The organism is Pseudomonas sp. St290, from assembly GCF_018325805.1.
GTDB lineage: Bacteria > Pseudomonadota > Gammaproteobacteria > Pseudomonadales > Pseudomonadaceae > Aquipseudomonas > Aquipseudomonas bijieensis.
The window spans coordinates 3,524,297-3,543,842 of record NZ_AP014703.1 but is presented as its reverse complement, the minus strand read 5'-3'; the positions used below and the strand labels follow the sequence as shown (position 1 = coordinate 3,543,842).

Below are 19,546 nucleotides of genomic sequence, written 5' to 3'. Positions count from 1 at the left end.
GTGACCGTTTTGGGCCGCGTATGAGAGTACTGGTCACCGGCGTCGCAGGGTTCATCGGGTTTCATACCGCCAGGCGGTTGTGCCGCGAGGGCCATCAGGTCATCGGCATCGACAACCTCAACAGCTACTACAGTGTCGAGCTGAAGCAGGCACGGCTGGCGTTATTGGCCGAATACCGCAACTTCCGCTTCCTGCGGCTGGACGTGGCCGACAAACAGGCGCTGTTGGAGGTGTTTGCGCAAACCCCATTCGAGTACGTGGTTCACCTGGCGGCCCAGGCCGGCGTGCGCTATTCCATCGATAATCCCGACCTGTATGCCCAAAGCAACCTGGTGGGTTTCCTCAACGTGCTGGAGGCCTGCCGCGCCCATCGGCCGGCTCATCTGGTTTTCGCCTCGAGCAGCTCGGTGTATGGCTTGAACGACCGTCTGCCGTATGCCACGACCGACCCGGTCGATCAGCCGGTGTCTTTCTATGCGGCTACCAAGCGTGCCAATGAGCTGATGGCCCACGCCTACTCGCATCTCTACGGTATTCCCACCACCGGCCTGCGTTTCTTTACCGTGTATGGACCTTGGGGACGGCCCGACATGGCGCCGTTCAAATTCACCGACGCCATCCTCAACGGCCGCGCCATTGACCTCTACAACGAGGGCGCGATGTCGCGGGACTTCACCTATATCGACGACATCGTCGAAGCGCTGGTGCGGCTGTTAGCGCTTCCGCCTGCCAATGAGACCGGCGTGTGCAACAAGGTCTACAACATCGGCTTCGGCGGGCCAGTGAAGCTCTTGCAGTTTGTCGAGTGTCTGGAAGAGGCACTGGGGATCGCTGCGATAAAAAATTTCTTGCCATTGCAACCGGGCGACGTGGTCGACACGTGGGCGGACACCCGCGAGCTGGAAGAACGCGTGGGGTTTCGCCCGCAGGTCGCGGTGCCCGTCGGTGTGCAGTCGTTTGTCGATTGGTACCGCGAGTATTACCGCGTTTAACCCCTCACTCCTCAGCTTTTGACTGGAGCGTCATGCACCAAACTCCTTATGTGTCGGTCCTTATCCCGGCAAAGAACGAAGCAGGCAACCTCATTCCACTGTTGGAAGAAGTCCGTGTGGCGCTGGTCGACGAGACTTTTGAAGTCATCGTGGTCGACGACGGCAGCACTGATGCCACCGCCGTTGAACTGCGGATGCTGCAAGGCAGCGGCTATCACCAATTGCGGGTGCTCAGTCACGCCCGTTCCCTCGGGCAGAGCACCTCGATCTACCATGCCGCTGAAGTGGCCCGTGGGCACTGGTTGGCGACCCTCGATGGCGATGGTCAGAACGACCCGGCCGACCTGCCGAAAATGCTCGACCTGGTGCGTGGTTCGGAGGGCACGCCTACGGGCGTCAAGTTGGTGGCCGGGCATCGGGTCAACCGTCGGGACACGGCGAGCAAGCGTTGGGCCTCGCGATTTGCCAACAAACTGCGCGCCAGCCTGCTCAAGGACCAGACGCCCGATACCGGTTGCGGCATCAAATTGATAGAGCGCGAAGCGTTCCTGCGCTTGCCGTATTTCGACCACATGCACCGATTTATTCCGGCACTGATCCGTCGTCACAACGGCCGGATGCTGGTTCACCCGGTGAATCATCGTGAACGCGGGGCCGGGGTGTCCAACTACGGCAACCTGGACCGGGCATTGGTGGGCATTGTCGATCTGTTCGGGGTGTGGTGGCTGATAAAACGCACCCGCCTGGATATCAACGCACAAGAGACCGAGGTTTAACATGGGCAGAGAAACGTTGTGGCTGGCCGTTGGCTTCGGAGGGCAATTGGCATTCACCGGGCGTTTTGCCCTGCAATGGCTGTACAGCGAATACAAGAAGCGCAGCATGATTCCCGTTGGTTTCTGGTACCTGAGCATCATCGGTAGCGCGCTGTTGCTGGCCTATGCCATCTACCGTGAAGATCCGGTGTTCATTGTCGGTCAGTCCTTCGGCTTTATCGTTTACCTGCGCAATTTGCAGTTGATCGCCAAGCATCATCAGCAGGAAAACCGCGAACTGGCCGAGAAGGGCTGAGACGGTGCGGATACGGTTATCCTCCTCGCGACTGGAGCTTCTGGCGTTTGTAGCATTGGCCTTGATCCTGGTGGGCGCTGGCCTGGGCTGGCGCCAACCGATGAACGTTGATGAAGAGCGTTTCCTCGGTGTGGCCCTGGAGATGCTGCAGAACGGTTCATGGTTCATTCCCCATCGCGCCGGTGAAATCTACGCCGACAAACCGCCGCTGTTCATGTGGATGGTGGCGTTGTTCGTGCAACTGACCCACTTGCCCAAAGTCGCCCTGTACTTGCCCGCGTTGCTGGCAGGCGCCGTCACCACTGCGTGTCTGTATGACCTGGGCCGGCGCTTGTGGGGGCGACGCGTGGGGGTGATCGCTGCGCTGTTGTTTCTCGCCACCTACCAGACTTACAGCATCCTGCGAACCGGGCAGATCGACGGTTTCCTTGCGCTCTGGACCATCCTGGGGGTCTATGGCCTGTGCCGGCATTTACTGCTCGGCCCGGCCTGGCGCTGGTACTACGTTGCCTGTGCGGCGATGGGGTTCGGGATCATCAGCAAAGGCGTGGGGTTTCTGCCGGTGTTGATGCTGATTCCCTATGCTTATGCGCTGCGCCGGGGTTGGAAAGGCGTGGTGTCCATGCCTGGCAAGGCAGGCGCCTGGTGGTTGGGGCTGGCCGTGGCGCTGGCAGCCATCGCGCTATGGCTTGGGCCTTTGCTGCTGATCGTGTGGCAGGGCAGCCCCGACAGCCTGGCGTACGCCCAGGAAATCCTGCTGAAGCAGACGGCTGGGCGCTATGCCAATGCCTGGGAACACCGCGAACCCTTCTGGTATTTCTTCGTCCAGGTGATTCCGAAGTACTGGTTGCCGATATTCTTCATGCTCCCCTGGCTGGTGCCGGCCTGGCGCAAGCAGTTGCTCAAGCACGACGGTCGCGTGTTGGTGCTGCTGGGTTGGGTGGTCCTGGTGCTGTTGTTCTTCAGCCTGAGCAGCGGCAAGCGCAAGCTGTATATCTTTCCCGCGTTGCCGGCCTTGATCCTGCTGGTGGCGCCGCTGGTGCCGTGGATGCTACGCCGCTGGTTTGGCTCAAGGCCGAGGGGCAGGGTGGTATTCGCCACATTGACGGCAGTGTGGCTGTGCGCCTGGTTTGTGCGCGGTTTCATCGAGCCCCACAGGGAAGGTATCAACCCCCATGAAAGCCTGATGCGTGATGTCGCGGGGCTGACTTCGAATGCCGAATTGGTGCTCGTGGGGTGGCGTGAGGGGCATTGGCTGTTCGCCCAGCAACCCATCGTGCATTTTGGTTTCCATGACAGCCGGTCTCTGGAACGATCCGTCACCTGGCTACGCAGCCACCCGCAGGCCTTCGCCTTGGTGCCCGCGCGGGACCTGGCCCGCTGCTATGACCCGCAAAAAGCGCGCAGGGTTGGCGGTACTTCAAGGGCCGAGTGGTTCCTGGTGGGGGCTGATGCGGATAACCAGCGCTGCCAGCCCCCGGCGCCGGAGAAGGTTTATTCATTTGCCTGGAAGCAGCCCTTGTAGCGGCTGAACCATCGTCATCGCGAGCAGGCTCGCTCCCATACGGGGGCTTGGACGGTCACAAAATCCAGGCTCACCACTAATCACCTGTGGGAGCGAGCCTGCTCGCGAAGACGTCCTGACAGCCGATCACGATGTAGCTGAACCACCGCTATCGCGAGCAGGCTCGCTCCCACATGAATGGTTGGGGGCTCGCCAAATCGGGGCCCACCTCAAATTCCCTGTGGGAGCGAGCTTGCTCGCGATGACGGCCTTACGGGCAACACATCCCTCGAACCATGGCCAAACCAGTCAAGCAACTTGATGGCTTTGACCATTGCCCCCAACGCCCTCCGGCGCGAGTATTTCCCTGCTGTCTACGGTTCCCCCAACCAATAAAAAATACAGAGGGATTCTGCTCATGCGCGATTATTCGTCCGCCACGTCGCAGTTCGATTACCTGAACACCGTCAACGCCGCGCTGCACGGCTCGCTCGAGGCACTCAATGCCTGTGTCGAGTGTTGTGACCGGCACGCGTTGCCAGGGCGCATTGCCCTGTTCTGGGAGGGCCGCGACGGCAGCGACGCGACTTGGACTTACCGCGACTTGCGGGACCGCGCCGCGCGGTTCGCCAATTTCCTCCTGGCCCAAGGTGTGGGCAAGGGCGACAAAGTGGCCGGCCTGCTGCCACGCACCGCTGAACTCTTGATCGTGGTGCTCGCCACCTGGCGCATCGGGGCGGTGTATCAACCGCTGTTCACCGCGTTCGGGCCCAAGGCCATCGAGCACCGCCTCGGCAGCTCGGGCGCGCGGGTGGTCGTCACCGATGCGGTCAACCGTCCCAAGCTCAACGAAGTCGCCGGCTGCCCCACCGTGGTCACGGTCGGTGGCGAAAAAGGCCAGGGTATCGTACGAGGCGACTACAGTTTCTGGGCCGAAGTGGCAAACCATTCCGACCAGTGCGAACCCGTGATGCTCACTGGTGAAGACCCGTTCCTGCTGATGTTCACCTCCGGCACCACGGGGCCCGCCAAGGCGCTGTCGGTACCGCTCAAGGCCATTGTCGCGTTCCAGAGCTACACCCGAGACGCGGTGGACCTGCGCCCTGAAGACGCTTTTTGGAACGTCGCCGACCCAGGCTGGGCCTACGGCATTTATTTTGGCGTGACCGGGCCGCTGGCGATAGGGCACCCCATCACGTTCTACGATGGCCCGTTCACCCTGGAAAGCACCTGCCGAGTCATCAACAAATACGGCATCACCAACCTGACCGGCTCGCCCACGGCCTATCGCCTGCTGATTGCCGGTGGCGAGCAGTTCGCCCGGTCGATCAAGGGCAAGCTGCGCATCGTCAGCAGCGCCGGCGAGCCGTTGAACCCGGAGGTGATCCGTTGGTTCGCCGACAACCTGAACGTGGTGATCCACGACCATTACGGCCAGACCGAACTGGGTATGGTGCTGTGCAACCACCACGGCCTGGAACACCCGGTGCACCTGGGCGCGGCCGGTTTCGCCTCGCCTGGCCACCGGATCGTGGTGCTGGATGAAAACCATCGCGAGCTGGGCATCGGCCAGCCCGGGATCCTTGCCGTCGATCGCAGCCAGTCGCCGATGTGCTGGTTTGCCGGTTACGAAGGCGGGCCGACCAAGGCTTTCGTTGGTGACTATTACCTGAGTGGCGACACCGTGGAACTGAACCCGGACGGCAGCATCAGCTTCGTCGGCCGCAGCGACGACGTGATCACCACCTCCGGCTACCGGGTCGGCCCGTTCGACGTGGAGAGCGCGCTGATCGAACACCCGGCGGTGGTGGAAGCGGCCGTGATCGGCAAACCTGATCCGGAACGCACTGAGTTGGTGAAGGCTTTCGTGGTGCTCAGCGCCCAATACCGCGCCGCGCCAGAATTGGCCGAAGAATTGCGCCAGCATGTGCGCAAACGCCTGGCGGCCCATGCCTATCCCCGTGAAATCGAATTTGTCAGCGATTTGCCGAAAACCCCAAGCGGCAAGTTGCAGCGCTTTATCTTGCGCAACCAGGAGATCGCCAAGGCCCAAGAAGCCGCGGCGCCTAACGTTTCAGCTTGAACCCAAGGAAACCATGATGCAGATCGACAACAAGATTTTCCTCGTCAGCGGCGGTGCTTCCGGCCTCGGCGCGGCCACTGGTGAGATGCTGGTCAGGGCCGGCGCCAAAGTGATGCTGGTGGACCTGAACGCCGAAGCCGTGGCTGCCCAGGCGCAGAAACTGGGCTGCCAGAGCGTGGTGGCCGACATCAGTAACGAAGCCGCGGCTGAAGCGGCGGTCAAGGCTACGGTGGATGCCTTCGGGGGCCTCAATGGCCTGGTGAACTGCGCCGGCATCGTGCGCGGCGAGAAGATCCTCGGCAAGAACGGCCCCCACGCGCTGGCGAGCTTCAGCCAGGTGATCAACGTCAACCTGATCGGCAGCTTCAACCTGCTGCGCCTGGCAGCTGCCGCGATCAGCGAAACCGAGGCCGATACCGACGGCGAGCGCGGCGTGATCATCAACACCGCTTCGGTGGCAGCCTTCGACGGCCAGATCGGCCAGGCAGCCTATTCGGCGTCCAAGGGCGCCATTGCCAGCCTGACCCTGCCGGCCGCCCGGGAACTGGCGCGCTTCGGTATCCGGGTGATGACTATCGCGCCGGGCATTTTCGAAACCCCGATGATGGCCGGCATGACCCCGGAAGTACGCGATTCCCTGGCCGCCGGCGTGCCATTTCCACCGCGCCTGGGCAAACCCGCCGAGTACGCGGCGCTGGTCAGGCATATCATTGAGAACAGCATGCTCAACGGCGAGGTGATCCGTCTCGACGGTGCCTTGCGTATGGCTGCCAAATAATCAGGAGGATTCATGATGTCCAACGATCCTATTGTCATCGTCAGCGCCGTCCGCACCCCCATGGGCGGCTTTCAAGGTGAATTGAAAAGCCTCACGGCCCCGCAACTGGGGGCTGCTGCGATCAAGGCGGCGGTAGAACGGGCCGGCATCGCGCCGGGCGCCGTTGAAGAAGTGCTGTTCGGTTGCGTGCTCGCCGCCGGCCAGGGCCAGGCACCGGCGCGTCAGGCTGCGCTGGGCGCCGGGCTCGACAAGTCGACCCGCTGCACCACGCTCAACAAAATGTGCGGTTCGGGCATGGAAGCGACGATCCTTGCCCATGACATGCTCATCGCCGGCAGTGCCGAGGTGGTGGTGGCTGGCGGGATGGAAAGCATGTCCAACGCGCCGTACCTGCTCGATCGGGCCCGCGGCGGTTACCGCATGGGCCATGGCCGGGTGCTTGACCATATGTTCCTCGACGGCCTGGAAGACGCCTACGACAAAGGTCGGCTGATGGGCACCTTCGCCGAAGATTGCGCCGAGGCCAATGGCTTCAGTCGCGAGGCCCAGGATGCCTTCGCTATCGCCTCAACTACCCGCGCCCAGCAGGCGATCAAGGACGGCAGCTTCGACGCCGAGATCGTGCCGTTGCAGGTCATGGTCGGCAAGGAACAAGTGACCGTGCGCCACGACGAGCAGCCGCCCAAGGCGCGGATCGACAAGATCGCCTCACTCAAACCGGCATTCCGCGAGGGCGGCACGGTGACGGCGGCCAACGCCAGTTCGATTTCCGATGGCGCCGCAGCCCTGGTGCTGATGCGCCAGAGCCAGGCGGTCCAGCGTGGCCTCAAGCCTCTGGCGGTTATTCACGGCCATGCGGCGTTTGCCGATACACCGAGTCTGTTCCCCTCCGCGCCGATCGGTGCCGTGAAGAGACTGATGCAAAAGACCGGCTGGTCGCTGGATCAAGTCGATCTGTTCGAAGTCAACGAAGCCTTTGCCGTGGTGGGCCTGGTGACCATGAGCAAGTTGGAAATTGCCCATGACAAGGTCAACGTCCATGGCGGCGCCTGTGCGCTGGGCCACCCGATTGGCGCGTCTGGCGCGCGGATCCTGGTAACCCTGTTGTCAGCCCTGCGCCAGAAAGGCCTGAAGCGCGGCGTTGCGGCGATCTGCATCGGCGGCGGCGAAGCCACGGCCATGGCTGTCGAATGCCTGTACTAAGGAATCACCATGCTCCCGACTGAAGAACAGACGCAAATCCGTGACATGGCCCGGCAATTCGCCCAGGAGCGCTTGAAACCGTTCGCCGCTGAATGGGACCGTGAGCACCGTTTCCCCAGGGAAGCCATCGGTGACATGGCCGAACTGGGCTTTTTCGGCATGCTGGTGCCGGAGCAGTGGGGCGGTTGTGACACCGGTTACCTGGCCTATGCCATGACCCTGGAGGAAATCGCCGCCGGCGACGGCGCGTGCTCGACCATCATGAGCGTGCATAACTCGGTGGGCTGCGTGCCGATCCTCAAGTTCGGCAGCGATGAGCAGAAGGCGAAATTCCTCACGCCCCTGGCCAGTGGCGCGATGCTCGGCGCCTTTGCCCTGACCGAGCCCCAGGCCGGTTCGGACGCCAGCAGCCTCAAGACTCGGGCGCGGCTGGAGGGCGATCATTACGTGCTCAATGGCTGCAAGCAGTTCATCACGTCGGGGCAGAACGCCGGGCTGGTGATTGTGTTCGCGGTGACCGATCCGAGTGCCGGCAAGCGTGGTATCAGTGCGTTCATCGTCCCGACCGATTCGCCGGGCTACAGCGTGGCGCGGGTCGAAGACAAACTCGGCCAGCACGCGTCCGACACTTGCCAGATCCTCTTTGAGGATGTGAAGGTGCCACTGGCTAATCGCCTGGGGGAGGAGGGTGAGGGCTACAAGATCGCCCTGGCGAACCTCGAAGGCGGCCGAGTGGGCATCGCCGCGCAAGCGGTGGGCATGGCCCGCGCTGCGTTCGAGGCGGCCCGTGACTACGCCCGGGAGCGCGCCAGCTTTGGCAAGCCGATCATCGAGCACCAGGCCGTGGCGTTCCGTCTGGCCGACATGGCCACCCAGATCGCCGTGGCCCGGCAAATGGTGCATTACGCCGCCGCGCTGCGGGACAACGGCCAGCCGGCGTTGGTGGAAGCGTCCATGGCCAAGCTGTTCGCCTCGGAAATGGCTGAAAAGGTCTGTTCCATGGCCTTGCAGACCCTGGGCGGTTACGGTTACCTCAACGACTTCCCGCTGGAGCGCATCTATCGCGACGTGCGGGTCTGCCAGATCTACGAAGGCACCAGCGACATTCAGCGCATGGTCATTTCGCGCAATCTTTGAACAGGAGTCCTGCATGAGCTACGAAACGATTTTATTGGAGATCAAGGACCGCGTTGGCCTGATCACCCTCAACCGTCCCCAGGCCTTGAACGCCTTGAATGCGCAGATCGTCAGCGAGCTGAACCAGGCGCTGGACAGCCTGGAAGCCGATCCGAAGATTGGCTGCATCGTGCTGACCGGCTCGAAAAAAGCCTTTGCCGCCGGTGCTGACATCAAGGAAATGGCCGAGCTGACCTACCCGCAGATCTACCTGGACGACCTGTTCAGCGACAGCGATCGCGTGGCTAACCGGCGCAAGCCGATCATCGCGGCGGTGAACGGTTTCGCTTTGGGCGGTGGCTGCGAGCTGGCGTTGATGTGTGATTTCATCCTGGCCGGCGACAATGCCAAGTTCGGCCAGCCGGAGGTCAACCTCGGCGTGCTGCCGGGCATGGGCGGCACTCAGCGTCTGACCCGGGCGGTGGGCAAGGCCAAGGCCATGGAAATGTGCCTGACCGGGCGCTTCATCGACGCGGTGGAAGCCGAGCGCTGCGGCATCGTCGCACGCATCGTGCCGGCTGATGAACTGCTGGATGAGGCCCTTAAAACGGCGGCGTTGATCGCCTCCAAGTCGGTGCCCATCAGCATGATGGTCAAGGAAAGCGTCAACCGCGCCTTTGAAGTCAGCTTGTCCGAAGGTGTGCGCTTCGAGCGCCGGGTATTCCACGCGGCGTTTGCGACACAGGATCAGAAGGAAGGCATGGCGGCATTCGTGGCCAAGCGGGCGGCGGAGTTTCAGGATAAGTAATGCGGCGTCATTACTGACGCCATCGCGAGCAGGCTCGCTCCCACAGTGGATCTGAGGTGTATGCCACATGTGTGTACACCACAAAGCCCTGTGGGAGCGAGCTTGCTCGCGATGTTTTTTCAGCCATCACACCAGGTAGTTCTTTAACTCCCGGGCAATGACCATCCGTTGTATTTCGCTCGACCCTTCATAGATCTGGGTAATCCGCGCATCGCGGTAGTAGCGCTCCACCGGATAATCCTCGAGATATCCATAACCACCGTGAATCTGTATCGCCGAGGAGCAGACTTTCTCGGCCATTTCCGAGGCGAACAGCTTGGCTTGGGAGGCCTCGGACAGGCACGGTTTGCCGGCGCTGCGCAGGCGGGCGGCGTGGAGGATGAGCAGACGGGTGGCGTTGATGCGGGTGTGCATGTCGGCCAGCAGGTTGGCGATGCTCTGGTGCTCGATGATCGGCTTGTCGAACTGCACGCGATCGCGCGCGTAGGCCAGCGCCGCTTCAAACGCCGCACGGGCGATGCCCAGGGCTTGCGCCGCGATGCCGATGCGACCGCCTTCCAGGTTGGACAGGGCGATGGCCAGGCCTTTGCCACGGGCGCCCAGCAGGTTGGCTTCGGGAACGGTGCAGTTGCTCAAGGTGACCGCACAGGTGTCCGAAGCACGGATGCCCATCTTGTGTTCGGTGCGATCGACGATGAACCCTGGTGTATCGGTGGGCACCAGGAACGCCGAAATGCCTTTTTTGCCCAGCTCCGGGTCGGTCACGGCAAACACGATGGCCAGTTTCGCCCGTTTACCGTTGCTGACGAACTGCTTGGCGCCGTTGATGACCCACTGGCCATCGCGCAGTTCGGCCCGGGTGCGCAGGTTGTGGGCTTCGGAGCCGGCCTGGGGCTCGGTCAGGCAGAAGCAGCCGATGGCCTGGCCACTGGCGAGCTCGGCCAGCCAGGTCTGCTTTTGTTCATCGGTGCCGAAATTCAGGACCGGCCCGCAACCTACCGAGTTGTGGATGCTCATCAGCGCCCCGGTGGCACCGTCGCCCGCGGAGATTTCTTCCACCGCCAGGGCATAGGCCACGTAATCGACATAGGTGCCGCCCCATTCTTCCGGCACCACCATCCCCAACAGGCCCAGCTCGCCCATCTTCGCCACCAGGCCGTCGTCAATCCAGCCGGCCTTTTCCCACGCCTGGGCATGGGGGGCGATTTCACCACGGGCGAAGTCCCGGGCCATGTCGCGGATCATCACTTGTTCTTCGGTCAGTTCGAGGTCGTGCATGGCTCAGTTCCCGTGGTCGTCGAAGCCGTCGAAGAAACTCGCCACGTGGTTGGCGTCCAGCGCCTCCAGGGTCGGCGGGTTCCAGCGCGGGTTCTTGTCTTTGTCGATCAGCAAGGCGCGCACGCCTTCGATCAGGTCACCGCGTTCGAACCATTGCCGGTCCAGATGCAGTTCCAGGGCAAAACAGTCTTCCAGGCTCAAATGCCGACCGCGCCGCAGCATCTCCAGGGTCACGGCCATGGCCAGGGGAGAACGGCTGTCCAAGAGGTCGGCGGTCTTCAGCGCCCATTCGTGGCTGTTGGCGACAGTGACCTGGCGCAACTGCTCGACCATGCTTGGCACATCGGGCAAGGCAAAGAAATGATCGATGGCCGACCGCAAGTCAGCCAGGGGCGGCGCAGGCAGTTGTTGCTGGCCGAGCTTGGCCAGCAGGCTTTGCAGGTCCTTGAGCGGCGTGTCGTGCCACTCAAGCCGATCGAGACGTTCGTCGAGTTGCTTGAGCTTGCGACTGTCGAGGTACCAGTCGGCCAACCCGCAATACAATGCATCGGCGGCGCGGATCTGCACGCCGCTGACCCCCAGGTAGATCCCCAGCTCACCGGGAATGCGCGGCAGGAAATAGCTGCCGCCCACGTCCGGGAAATACCCGATGGCGACTTCCGGCATGCCCAGGCGACTGCGTTCGGTCACCACCCGCAGGTCGGCGCCTTGTACCAGGCCCATGCCGCCGCCCAGGACGAAGCCGTCCATCAAGGCGAGGATCGGTTTGCGGTAGTGGTGGATCGTCAGGTCGAGGGCGTATTCCTCGACGAAGAAATCTTCATGCAGGGTGTCGTCCTGCTTGTGGCTGTCGTACAGCGAGCGGATATCACCGCCGGCGCAGAAGGCCTTGTCACCGGTGCCACGCAATACCACGGCGCGGATCTGCGGGTCGAGTGCCCAGGTATCGAGTTGTTGCTGCAAGCTGCGCACCATGCCCAGGGTGAGGGCATTGAGGCCGGCGGGGCGATTCAGGGTCAAGTGCCCAATGTGATTGCGAACGTCGACCAGCACCTCATAGGCCGCGGTTTCGCTGGTTTGCGCGGCTTGTGATGAAACCTGAGCAGTCATCGCTAACTCCCTGCTTTTATTCTTCTTTATGAATTGTATCGCGCGTATCCGTTCAGGATCGTACCAGTGCAAATTTGCATTGCACAACCGGGATACGTGCAGGTCCTGTCTGCATATTTATAGCAGCCACAGGCTCAACCGCGACCAGAGAGAACCTCCGTGATGCTGCGGCGCTTGGCATTTCGCTCGCTGGCGTGGATCAACTGCTCGAGATCTTCTGGCGTGACGTCAAAGAATGCTTCCATTTCCGCCAGGGCCAGTTTCAGGTCTTCGGCCGTGATGGCGTGCCGGTCGACGGGAGAGTGGTCAGCCGGTATGACGGCCACCGGTTCACTGGCGCGCTTTGGATAGCGCACCCGGGTCAGATTGTTGTAGGCCAGCGCAAAGGCGAGCAGTCCGGAGCCGGCCAGCATGGCCGCGCCTACGGCCTGCCAGTCCAGGGCGATGATGGACGGGGCGGCCAGCACCAACGTTGCCGCCAGGGCCCCTGCCGGTGGGTGCAGGCAGCGCAACCAGCACATCAACACCAGCGCCATGCCAGCCGCCAGGCAGGCGCTGCCCAGCGTGCGGCCCAGTACATGGGCCACCAGCAGCGCGACGACCGACGCACACAGGTAGCCGCCGACAATCGACCAGGGCTGGGCGAGCGCGCCCGAGGACACCGCAAACAACAATACAGCCGAGGCGCCGAGGGGGCCGATCAGGTGTTGCGCCACCTCAAGACCGAATACCTGTCCACAAAGCCAGACACTGAACATCGTCCCCAACGCCATGCCGATGGCGGCGCGGCTCCATTCGGTGGGACGGGTATTGATAGCGGCGGGGAACCAGCGAGAAAGCATTAAACGAAAATCCAAAAAACGAACAAAAAAAGGGGCTTACGGGTGAGTCCCAGAAAGCCCTTTAAATGTTCCAACAGTTGGGGGAGGAACGCTGCACAGTGTGCCGTTCACAACCCTTGGTTACAAATTCATATTAATGCTGATTGAGTGCATTAATTTTGAGGTATCGCTCAGGCTCAAGCACTTCTCGAGGGCCGGAACCATGTTTGCTGGGCAACGGGCAGGTTGCGCGACTGCCCGCGACCCATCGGGAAATAAGTAAAACCCTTGTCGGCCATGCGCTCCGGATCGAACAGGTTGCGACCGTCGAAAATCACCGGGGCCTTGAGCCGTTGCTGGATCAGGTTGAAATCCGGCGCCTTGAAGGGCTGCCATTCGGTGCAGATGACCAGCGCGTCGGCCCCCGGCAACACCGATTCCGGCGTACCCATCAGCATGAGTCGGGGCTCGTCGGGGTAGAGCAATTGCGTCTGCTGCATGGCTTCCGGGTCGAATGCGCGGACGCTGGCACCTGCGGCCCAAAGCGATTCCAGCAGGGTGCGGCTCGGTGCATCGCGCATATCGTCGGTGTTGGGCTTGAACGCCAAGCCCCACAGCGCGAAGGTCTTGCCGCGCAGATCGCCCTGGTAAAACGCGTTGATCCGCTCGAACAGCTTGTGTTTCTGCCGTCCATTGATGGCTTCCACCGCTTGCAACAGGTCGCTGGAGCAGTGGGCCTGCTCGGCGGTGTGGATCAGGGCACGCATGTCCTTGGGAAAGCATGAGCCGCCGTAGCCGCATCCCGGGTAAATGAAGTGATAGCCGATGCGCGAGTCGGCGCCGATGCCCAGGCGCACGGATTCGATGTCGGCCCCCAAGTGTTCGGCCAGTTCGGCGATCTGGTTGATGAAGCTGATCTTGGTCGCCAGCATGCCGTTGGCGGCGTATTTGGTCAGTTCGGCGCTGCGCAGGTCCATGAACAGGACCCGGTCGTGATTGCGGTTGAACGGGGCGTACAGGTCGCGCATGGTTTCGCGCACTTCATCGCGCTCGCAGCCGATCACGATGCGGTCCGGACGACGGCAATCGGCGACCGCCGAGCCTTCCTTGAGGAATTCGGGGTTGGAGACGATATCGAACTGCAGCAGGCGACTGGCCTTGAGCAGGCATTTGTCGATGTGCGCCCGCAGAACATCGCCAGTGCCCACCGGCACGGTGGACTTCTCCACCACAATGACCGGCAGCTCGCGGTAGCGGGCGATGGCCTCGCCGACGGCCAGGACCTGGGCCAGGTCAGCGCTGCCATCGTCCCGGGATGGTGTGCCCACGGCGATGAACAGCACTTGGCCGTGCTGCACGGCGAGTTGTTCGTCACAGGTGAAGTGCAAGCGTCCGGCCTCCAGGCCTTCACGCACCAGCGCGGCGAGACCGGGTTCGAAAATACTCACCTGGCCTTGGCGCAGGCTTTCCACCTTGCGCTCGTCGATGTCCATGCACACCACGTCATGGCCCACCTCGGCCAACACCGCGGCTTGCACCAAACCTACGTAGCCACTTCCGAATACACTGATTTTCATGGCGGATTCCCTGGGTCATTCCGAGCGGGCGACATGCACAACCAGCGTTCGCCGCAGTGCGTTTGGCTCAGAATAAGTCGGGGATATTGCAGTTCACTTACAGTCCGCTGATGTCTTGTGTCGGCAATCGGTACGTTGCTGGCAGTTGCGCGACAAACTCGCCGACCACTTCCCGGGTCAAGCTGACAATGTCTTCCACCCTTTCCATTCCGGCACCGGTGCGCCAACTGGCTACGATGTCCATGACCGATGGCAGCGGCACGCCGTCCACCAAGGTCAATGTGCCTTGGGTCAGTTCGCCGACAACCAACGCCGCGGGCATGGCACCGATGCCGAAGCCATCGCGAACCAGGCGGGTGATGGCCGACGCGGAGTTCACACAGTTGATGCGGGGCGAGACGATGTTGGCTGAATGCAGCAGGTTGAGAATGTCCTGGTGGGGCCGCGAGTTGCGCGAGAACGTCACGATGCGCTCCTGGGACAAGTCCTCCAGCGACGCATAGGATCGGTCATAGGGGGAACCAGTGCGAACCACCCAGTGCATCGGGTAGCGAGTCAGCAGTGTATTGCGCACGCTGTCCAGGCGCAGGATGTCGGTCTGGAAAATGATGTCCTGGTAGCCTTTCTCCAATTGTGAGCACAGGTTGCTCGCGGTGTCGGCCGACAGCTCGATTTCCAGGGCTGGGTAGTATTCCATCAGGCGTGTCACCAAGGGGCTGAGCCAGGTGTGGATCACCGTATCCATTGCCCCGATGCGGATCCGGCCGCGTACCTGGCGTGGATCCTTGATCACGGCTTTCATGCTTTGCATGGTGTCCATGATGCGCTCGGCGTATTCCAGCACGCGCTGGCCTTCGGAGGTCAGCGATACGCCTTTGGAATCGCGCACGAACAGGCGCACGCCCATTTCGTCCTCCAGGGCCGCGATCCGGCTGGAAATGGACGCCTGGGTGGTGAACAGCTTTTCGGCGGTGAGACGAAAGCTCTTCAGGCGGGCAACCCAGACGAAGGTTTCGAGAAACTTGATGTTCACTTGGGCGTTTCCTTGGTCATGAAGCATAGAAACAGTGGCGACGGGCGTATCCCCACCTTGTGGGAGCAAGGCTTGCCCGCGATGAAGATAACTCGGTCTTCCTGGAAATCGAGGTGCGTGCATCGCGAGCAAGCTTTGCTCCCACAGGGAAGTCCCCTCGCGCAGTGGCTAGGCAGGTTTCCTATTCTTCACTGCTCGGCATTAGCCATGTACAGGACTACTTCTCGCAACTCGGCTAAATCCGGAACATTATTGATAGCCGCCTCAGGCCTACACCAGGGATAGTCCAACTTCGATACCCAGGCCATGATCATCGGCAGATCGGTCGCCGGCAGGGTCTTCATGTGTTCGATGGTGATGGTCAGTCGCTCGGCCAGTCTCGAGGCTGGATCGAACTGCCAGTCATACAGGCCACACCCGACACGCGCCTCGCCGCTGCTTTTGTCTGACATCGCCACCAGCCATTTGCACTCGAACGCCTCTGTGTTGGCGGGTGGAGGGGCGGCCAGGCAGAACGTGTAGACATTTTCGAAGGTCTGGCCAAAGCGACTGACCAACACGTCGCCAATGGCGGTACGGCCTTCGACGTGGGCGGGAAACGCGATGGAACCGGTGCGCACGACCATGTCCAGAATAGCCGCCGGTGTAAAGGCCTGGGCCAGCAGGTGAGGGCGGTTGCCGTCCTTGCCGTGGATGTACTGTTGAATCGATCGCTGAGCGGTGTTCATCGCGTGTCCTTTCAGGTTGAAAAACAGCCTTTGTTCGAGGCTTACAAATCACTGTTCCATAAGTCCGTCACCAGCATGCAACCCGGAGCGTGGGTGATGCACAGCGGTGGACGCGAGGCCTGGACCACGGATTGGGGCGTTACGCCACAGGCCCAGAATACCGGGATTTCGTCCGCTTCCACCGGTACGGCGTCGCCATAATCCGGCATGTCCAGGGACCGGATGCCGATCAATGAAGGATCACCGATGTGCACCGGGGCGCCGTGAACGTTGGGCATGCGCCCGGTAATCTGGATCGCTTGGATGGCCGCGGCCGCTTTCATCGGCCGCATGCTTACCACCATCTTGCCAGACAGGCGAGCGGTGGGACGGGTGTCGATGTTGGTCTGGAACATCGCGACATTGCGCCCCAGCTCGATGTGCCGCAAACGGATGCCAGCCTCCAGCAAGGGCTGTTCAAAGGAGAATGAGCAACCGAGGGCGAAGGCCACCAGGTCGTCCTGCCACAGGTGTGCGATGTCCAGCGGCGTTTCGCTCAACTCGCCGTGGCGGTAGACCCGGTATTGAGGCACCTCATGGCGGATATCGATGGCGGCGCCCAGGTTACGGAAGAACGGATCCCCTGGCTCGGTCACGTCTAGCACTGGGCAGGCCTGGCGGTTGAGGGTGCAGTAGCGCAGGAATTCATTGGCCCAGTCGCTGGGCAGGATCACGATATTGGCTTGCACGCGCCCTTGGCCCAGGCCGCTGGTATGGCCCTGGTATTGGCCGGCGGCGATGCTCTGGCGCAGGGCGACGGGCGTGCATTGCTGCAGTTGTTCGAAAGGCAGGGCGGGTTGATTCATCACGGGGTCTCCAAGCGTTCGTCCGTTACTTTGAGAACAGCATGGCGATGACGTCCAACAAGGAATATTGGTACCCCGTGACAAGTAAAAGTTATTCCAGAGGCGCTTGGCTGTTCAGGCCCGGGGCCGCCACCATGCGTTGCGGCCCGACATCAGCGGCGTATTGGCTGACCACCTGGCGACTCATCTGGACGATGTTCTCGATCAGCTCCAGGCCGACGCCAGCGCGCCAGGAGGCGACGACGTCGAGTTGGGGCAGGGCGGTGCCGGGCTCGAGCTGGATCAATTCGCCGCTGGCCAGCGGCTTGGCCACCAGCGCTGCTGGCAAGGCGCCGATGCCGAATCCGTCGCGAATCAGCCGGGTCATGGCCGACACCGAATTGACGCAACTGACCCGCGGTGCCGTGACCCCATGGGCGTACAACAGGTTGAGCACATCCTGGTGCGGACGCGAATGCTTGACGAAGGTGATGATGCGCTCGCCCGCCATCTCCACCAGCGAAGCGTAGGGGCGGGCATAGATGGACTGGCTGGCGGCGATCCAGTGCATGGGATAGTGACCCAGTTCCAGGTTGCGCACGCTTTCGTGGCGGACCAGATCGGTCTGGAACACGATGTCCAGGTAGCCTTTCTGCAATTGCTCACAGAGGTTGCGCGCCGCATCGGCGGTGATTTCGATTTCCACGGCGGGAAAGGCTTGCATCAGCATCGACATCAACGGGCTGAGCCAGGTATGAATCACCGTATCCATCACGCCGATGCGCACCAGGCCTTGCTGCGGGCTGTTGGTGTCCAGTGACTGCTTCAACGCCCGCTGGACTTCGAGCATCTGTTCGGCGTAGTCGAGCACCTTGAGGCCTTCGGGTGTCAGCGAGACCCCGCGCGAATCCCGCACGAACAGGCGCAAGCCCAATTCTTCTTCCAATGAAGCGATCCGGCTGGAGATCGCTGCCTGGGTGCTGAACATCTTCTCGGCGGTGAGGCTGAAGCTCTGCAGTCGGGCGACCCAGACGAAGGTTTCGAGGAATTTGAGGTTCATGAAGGCTCTCTGGGTGCGTGTGGTTCTTATGATTGCAATTGTTACTCCAGATCAGGCCATTGGACGCATCAAATTTTCTTATGCCCGATCGGGTGTTTTTCCCGTTTGACGCTGCGTGGATTTGCCACAAAGAATCCGCCCCACGACGCAGCCACTGCGTCCGCATCCCCAACGACAACGCCTTCACAAAAGAATAACGAGGCGTGTCCGTCATCTTCGCTTGCTGCCGCAGGAACCTTCCATGGAAAAGACCATGACTGACGGCGTAACCACCGGGACAGGGCGCACGGGCCCATTCAGTTGGTACGGCCCCCTGTCGAAAAATGAAAAACGTACATTCTGGAGCTGCAAGATCGGCTATGCCTTGGACGGCATGGATACGCAGATGCTGAGTTTCGTTATCCCGACCCTGATCGCGACCTGGGGAATCTCCAAGGGCGACGCCGGCATGATCGGCACCTGCACCTTGTTGGCCTCGGCGGCAGGCGGGTGGATCGCCGGAATCCTGTCCGACCGTATCGGCCGGGTACGGACCCTGCAACTGACGGTCCTGTGGTTCGCGTTCTTCACCTTTTTGTGTGGGCTGGCGCAGAACTACGAACAATTGCTGGTGGCCCGGACCTTGATGGGCTTTGGCTTCGGCGGGGAATGGACCGCGGGGGCGGTGTTGATCGGCGAGGTTATCCGCGCCAAGGACCGTGGCAAAGCAGTGGGCATGGTGCAGGCCGGGTGGGCGCTGGGCTGGGGGCTGACGGCGCTGCTGTATGCCGGGCTGTTCACTTTCCTGCCACCGGAACAGGCCTGGCGGGCGTTGTTCATGATCGGCCTGGTACCGGCGCTGTTTGTGCTGGTAATCCGTCGACTGGTCAAGGAATCGGACACCTTCGAACATGCTGTGCGGGAGCGCCAGGCCAAGCCAGAGCTGGGTTCGCGGTGGGCATTTTTCGAGATATTTGCCCCTCGGATGCTCAGCACTACCTTGCGTGCCTCGCTGTTGACCACCGGTGCGCTGGGCGGCTACTACGCAATCACCACATGGTTACCGACATACCTGAAAACCGAGCGCGGCCTGAGTGTGCTCGGTACCGGCGGTTACCTTGCGATGGTCATCGTCGGTTCCTATGTCGGCTATGTGACCAGTGCGTTGTTGACCGATGCCATCGGCCGCAAAAAGAACTTCATTCTGTTCGCCGTCGGGTCCATGGCAATCGTCCTGGCCTACACCCAACTGCCCATCGATAACGCCTGGATGCTCTGGCTGGGCTTCCCCCTGGGTTTCTTCGCTTCGGGCATCTTCGCCGGCATGGGCGCGTTCCTGACTGAGCTGTTTCCCACCCGTATGCGTGGGTCGGGTCAGGGGTTCTGCTACAACGCCGGGCGCTCCATCGCGGCGCTGTTCCCGTTGTTCATCGGCACGCTGAGCAACACCTTGCCCATCGGCACCGGGATCGGTGTGTTCGCCGCCGGCGCCTATGGCGTAGTGATCCTGGCGGCGTTGAGCCTGCCGGAAACCCGCGGCAGACAGCTCGAATCCTGACTGCCCGTGGCGTCCGCGCAAAG

Annotated in this window: 18 protein-coding genes; 10 read left to right on the top strand and 8 right to left on the bottom strand. The window is 61.8% G+C overall.

Annotated features, from left to right (window positions below):
* The first annotated feature begins 20 nt into the window (after nt 1-20).
* The 9 genes from PBDP_RS15480 to PBDP_RS15440 all read left to right on the top strand — a co-directional run bounded on the left by PBDP_RS15480 (nt 21) and on the right by PBDP_RS15440 (nt 9,555).
* A complete protein-coding gene (locus PBDP_RS15480; protein WP_212800883.1) occupies nt 21-992 on the top strand; it encodes an NAD-dependent epimerase in 972 nt (323 codons plus the stop codon).
* 32 nt (nt 993-1,024) lie between these two features.
* Nucleotides 1,025-1,768 (top strand): glycosyltransferase family 2 protein, encoded by a 744-nt coding sequence (locus PBDP_RS15475; RefSeq protein ID WP_212800882.1) that lies wholly within the window; start codon nt 1,025-1,027, stop codon nt 1,766-1,768.
* Nucleotide 1,769: 1 nt separating this feature from the next.
* A complete protein-coding gene (locus PBDP_RS15470; RefSeq protein WP_109754136.1) occupies nt 1,770-2,063 on the top strand; it encodes a lipid-A-disaccharide synthase N-terminal domain-containing protein in 294 nt (97 codons plus the stop codon).
* Between the two features lie 100 nt (nt 2,064-2,163).
* Nucleotides 2,164-3,588 carry an ArnT family glycosyltransferase gene (locus PBDP_RS15465; RefSeq protein ID WP_232200858.1) on the top strand — a complete coding sequence of 475 codons (1,425 nt, stop codon included), beginning with the start codon at nt 2,164-2,166 and terminating at the stop codon, nt 3,586-3,588.
* Between the two features lie 397 nt (nt 3,589-3,985).
* The gene (locus PBDP_RS15460) at nt 3,986-5,650 is read left to right on the top strand and encodes an AMP-binding protein (RefSeq protein WP_212800880.1); all 1,665 of its coding nucleotides are present in this window, start codon (nt 3,986-3,988) and stop codon (nt 5,648-5,650) included.
* Nucleotides 5,651-5,666: 16 nt separating this feature from the next.
* On the top strand, nt 5,667-6,428 hold the full coding sequence (locus PBDP_RS15455; RefSeq protein WP_109754133.1) for an SDR family NAD(P)-dependent oxidoreductase: 762 nt from the start codon (nt 5,667-5,669) through the stop codon (nt 6,426-6,428).
* A 12-nt stretch (nt 6,429-6,440) separates the two neighbouring features.
* Nucleotides 6,441-7,631, top strand: coding sequence for an acetyl-CoA C-acyltransferase (locus tag PBDP_RS15450; protein ID WP_212800879.1), 1,191 nt, complete (start codon nt 6,441-6,443; stop codon nt 7,629-7,631).
* 9 nt (nt 7,632-7,640) lie between these two features.
* Complete coding sequence (locus PBDP_RS15445) at nt 7,641-8,768, top strand: acyl-CoA dehydrogenase (protein WP_109754132.1); 1,128 nt, start codon at nt 7,641-7,643, stop codon at nt 8,766-8,768.
* A gap of 13 nt (nt 8,769-8,781) precedes the next feature.
* Nucleotides 8,782-9,555, top strand: coding sequence for an enoyl-CoA hydratase (locus PBDP_RS15440; RefSeq protein ID WP_109754131.1), 774 nt, complete (start codon nt 8,782-8,784; stop codon nt 9,553-9,555).
* Between the two features lie 126 nt (nt 9,556-9,681).
* Here the strand turns inward: PBDP_RS15440 and PBDP_RS15435 are convergent, their stop codons facing one another.
* The 8 genes from PBDP_RS15435 to PBDP_RS15400 form a co-directional block, all read right to left on the bottom strand.
* Nucleotides 9,682-10,833: an acyl-CoA dehydrogenase family protein gene (locus tag PBDP_RS15435; protein ID WP_122568594.1), complete on the bottom strand. Its 1,152-nt coding sequence runs from the start codon at nt 10,831-10,833 to the stop codon at nt 9,682-9,684.
* Nucleotides 10,834-10,836: 3 nt separating this feature from the next.
* A complete protein-coding gene (locus PBDP_RS15430) occupies nt 10,837-11,943 on the bottom strand; it encodes an enoyl-CoA hydratase/isomerase family protein (protein WP_109754129.1) in 1,107 nt (368 codons plus the stop codon).
* A gap of 134 nt (nt 11,944-12,077) precedes the next feature.
* Nucleotides 12,078-12,785, bottom strand: a complete 708-nt coding sequence (locus PBDP_RS15425; RefSeq protein ID WP_109754128.1) for an HPP family protein — start codon at nt 12,783-12,785, stop codon at nt 12,078-12,080.
* A gap of 176 nt (nt 12,786-12,961) precedes the next feature.
* Nucleotides 12,962-14,341, bottom strand: a complete 1,380-nt coding sequence (locus PBDP_RS15420) for a UDP-glucose dehydrogenase family protein (RefSeq protein WP_109754127.1) — start codon at nt 14,339-14,341, stop codon at nt 12,962-12,964.
* Nucleotides 14,342-14,438: 97 nt separating this feature from the next.
* Entirely contained in the window at nt 14,439-15,374 is a 936-nt protein-coding gene (locus tag PBDP_RS15415) for a LysR family transcriptional regulator (RefSeq protein ID WP_116832464.1), read from the bottom strand.
* 188 nt (nt 15,375-15,562) lie between these two features.
* Nucleotides 15,563-16,102 carry a hypothetical protein gene (locus PBDP_RS15410; RefSeq protein WP_212800878.1) on the bottom strand — a complete coding sequence of 180 codons (540 nt, stop codon included), beginning with the start codon at nt 16,100-16,102 and terminating at the stop codon, nt 15,563-15,565.
* 41 nt (nt 16,103-16,143) lie between these two features.
* Entirely contained in the window at nt 16,144-16,947 is an 804-nt protein-coding gene (locus PBDP_RS15405) for a putative hydro-lyase (RefSeq protein WP_109754124.1), read from the bottom strand.
* A gap of 91 nt (nt 16,948-17,038) precedes the next feature.
* Nucleotides 17,039-17,986 (bottom strand): LysR family transcriptional regulator, encoded by a 948-nt coding sequence (locus tag PBDP_RS15400; RefSeq protein WP_109754123.1) that lies wholly within the window; start codon nt 17,984-17,986, stop codon nt 17,039-17,041.
* Between the two features lie 253 nt (nt 17,987-18,239).
* Here PBDP_RS15400 and PBDP_RS15395 point away from each other — a divergent pair, with 253 nt between their 5' ends.
* Entirely contained in the window at nt 18,240-19,523 is a 1,284-nt protein-coding gene (locus PBDP_RS15395; protein WP_162893829.1) for an MFS transporter, read from the top strand.
* The last annotated feature ends 23 nt before the right edge of the window (nt 19,524-19,546 follow it).

Coding starts and splice junctions, on each gene's coding strand:
- PBDP_RS15445 (WP_109754132.1), top strand. CDS start 7,641: ATGCTCCCGACTGAAGAACAGACGCAAATCCGTGACATGGCCCGGCAA.
- PBDP_RS15430 (WP_109754129.1), bottom strand. CDS start 11,943: ATGACTGCTCAGGTTTCATCACAAGCCGCGCAAACCAGCGAAACCGCG.
- PBDP_RS15460 (WP_212800880.1), top strand. CDS start 3,986: ATGCGCGATTATTCGTCCGCCACGTCGCAGTTCGATTACCTGAACACC.
- PBDP_RS15420 (WP_109754127.1), bottom strand. CDS start 14,341: ATGAAAATCAGTGTATTCGGAAGTGGCTACGTAGGTTTGGTGCAAGCC.
- PBDP_RS15410 (WP_212800878.1), bottom strand. CDS start 16,102: ATGAACACCGCTCAGCGATCGATTCAACAGTACATCCACGGCAAGGAC.
- PBDP_RS15480 (WP_212800883.1), top strand. CDS start 21: ATGAGAGTACTGGTCACCGGCGTCGCAGGGTTCATCGGGTTTCATACC.
- PBDP_RS15450 (WP_212800879.1), top strand. CDS start 6,441: ATGATGTCCAACGATCCTATTGTCATCGTCAGCGCCGTCCGCACCCCC.
- PBDP_RS15465 (WP_232200858.1), top strand. CDS start 2,164: ATGAACGTTGATGAAGAGCGTTTCCTCGGTGTGGCCCTGGAGATGCTG.
- PBDP_RS15400 (WP_109754123.1), bottom strand. CDS start 17,986: ATGAACCTCAAATTCCTCGAAACCTTCGTCTGGGTCGCCCGACTGCAG.
- PBDP_RS15425 (WP_109754128.1), bottom strand. CDS start 12,785: ATGCTTTCTCGCTGGTTCCCCGCCGCTATCAATACCCGTCCCACCGAA.
- PBDP_RS15395 (WP_162893829.1), top strand. CDS start 18,240: ATGACTGACGGCGTAACCACCGGGACAGGGCGCACGGGCCCATTCAGT.
- PBDP_RS15475 (WP_212800882.1), top strand. CDS start 1,025: ATGCACCAAACTCCTTATGTGTCGGTCCTTATCCCGGCAAAGAACGAA.
- PBDP_RS15405 (WP_109754124.1), bottom strand. CDS start 16,947: ATGAATCAACCCGCCCTGCCTTTCGAACAACTGCAGCAATGCACGCCC.
- PBDP_RS15435 (WP_122568594.1), bottom strand. CDS start 10,833: ATGCACGACCTCGAACTGACCGAAGAACAAGTGATGATCCGCGACATG.
- PBDP_RS15440 (WP_109754131.1), top strand. CDS start 8,782: ATGAGCTACGAAACGATTTTATTGGAGATCAAGGACCGCGTTGGCCTG.
- PBDP_RS15470 (WP_109754136.1), top strand. CDS start 1,770: ATGGGCAGAGAAACGTTGTGGCTGGCCGTTGGCTTCGGAGGGCAATTG.
- PBDP_RS15455 (WP_109754133.1), top strand. CDS start 5,667: ATGCAGATCGACAACAAGATTTTCCTCGTCAGCGGCGGTGCTTCCGGC.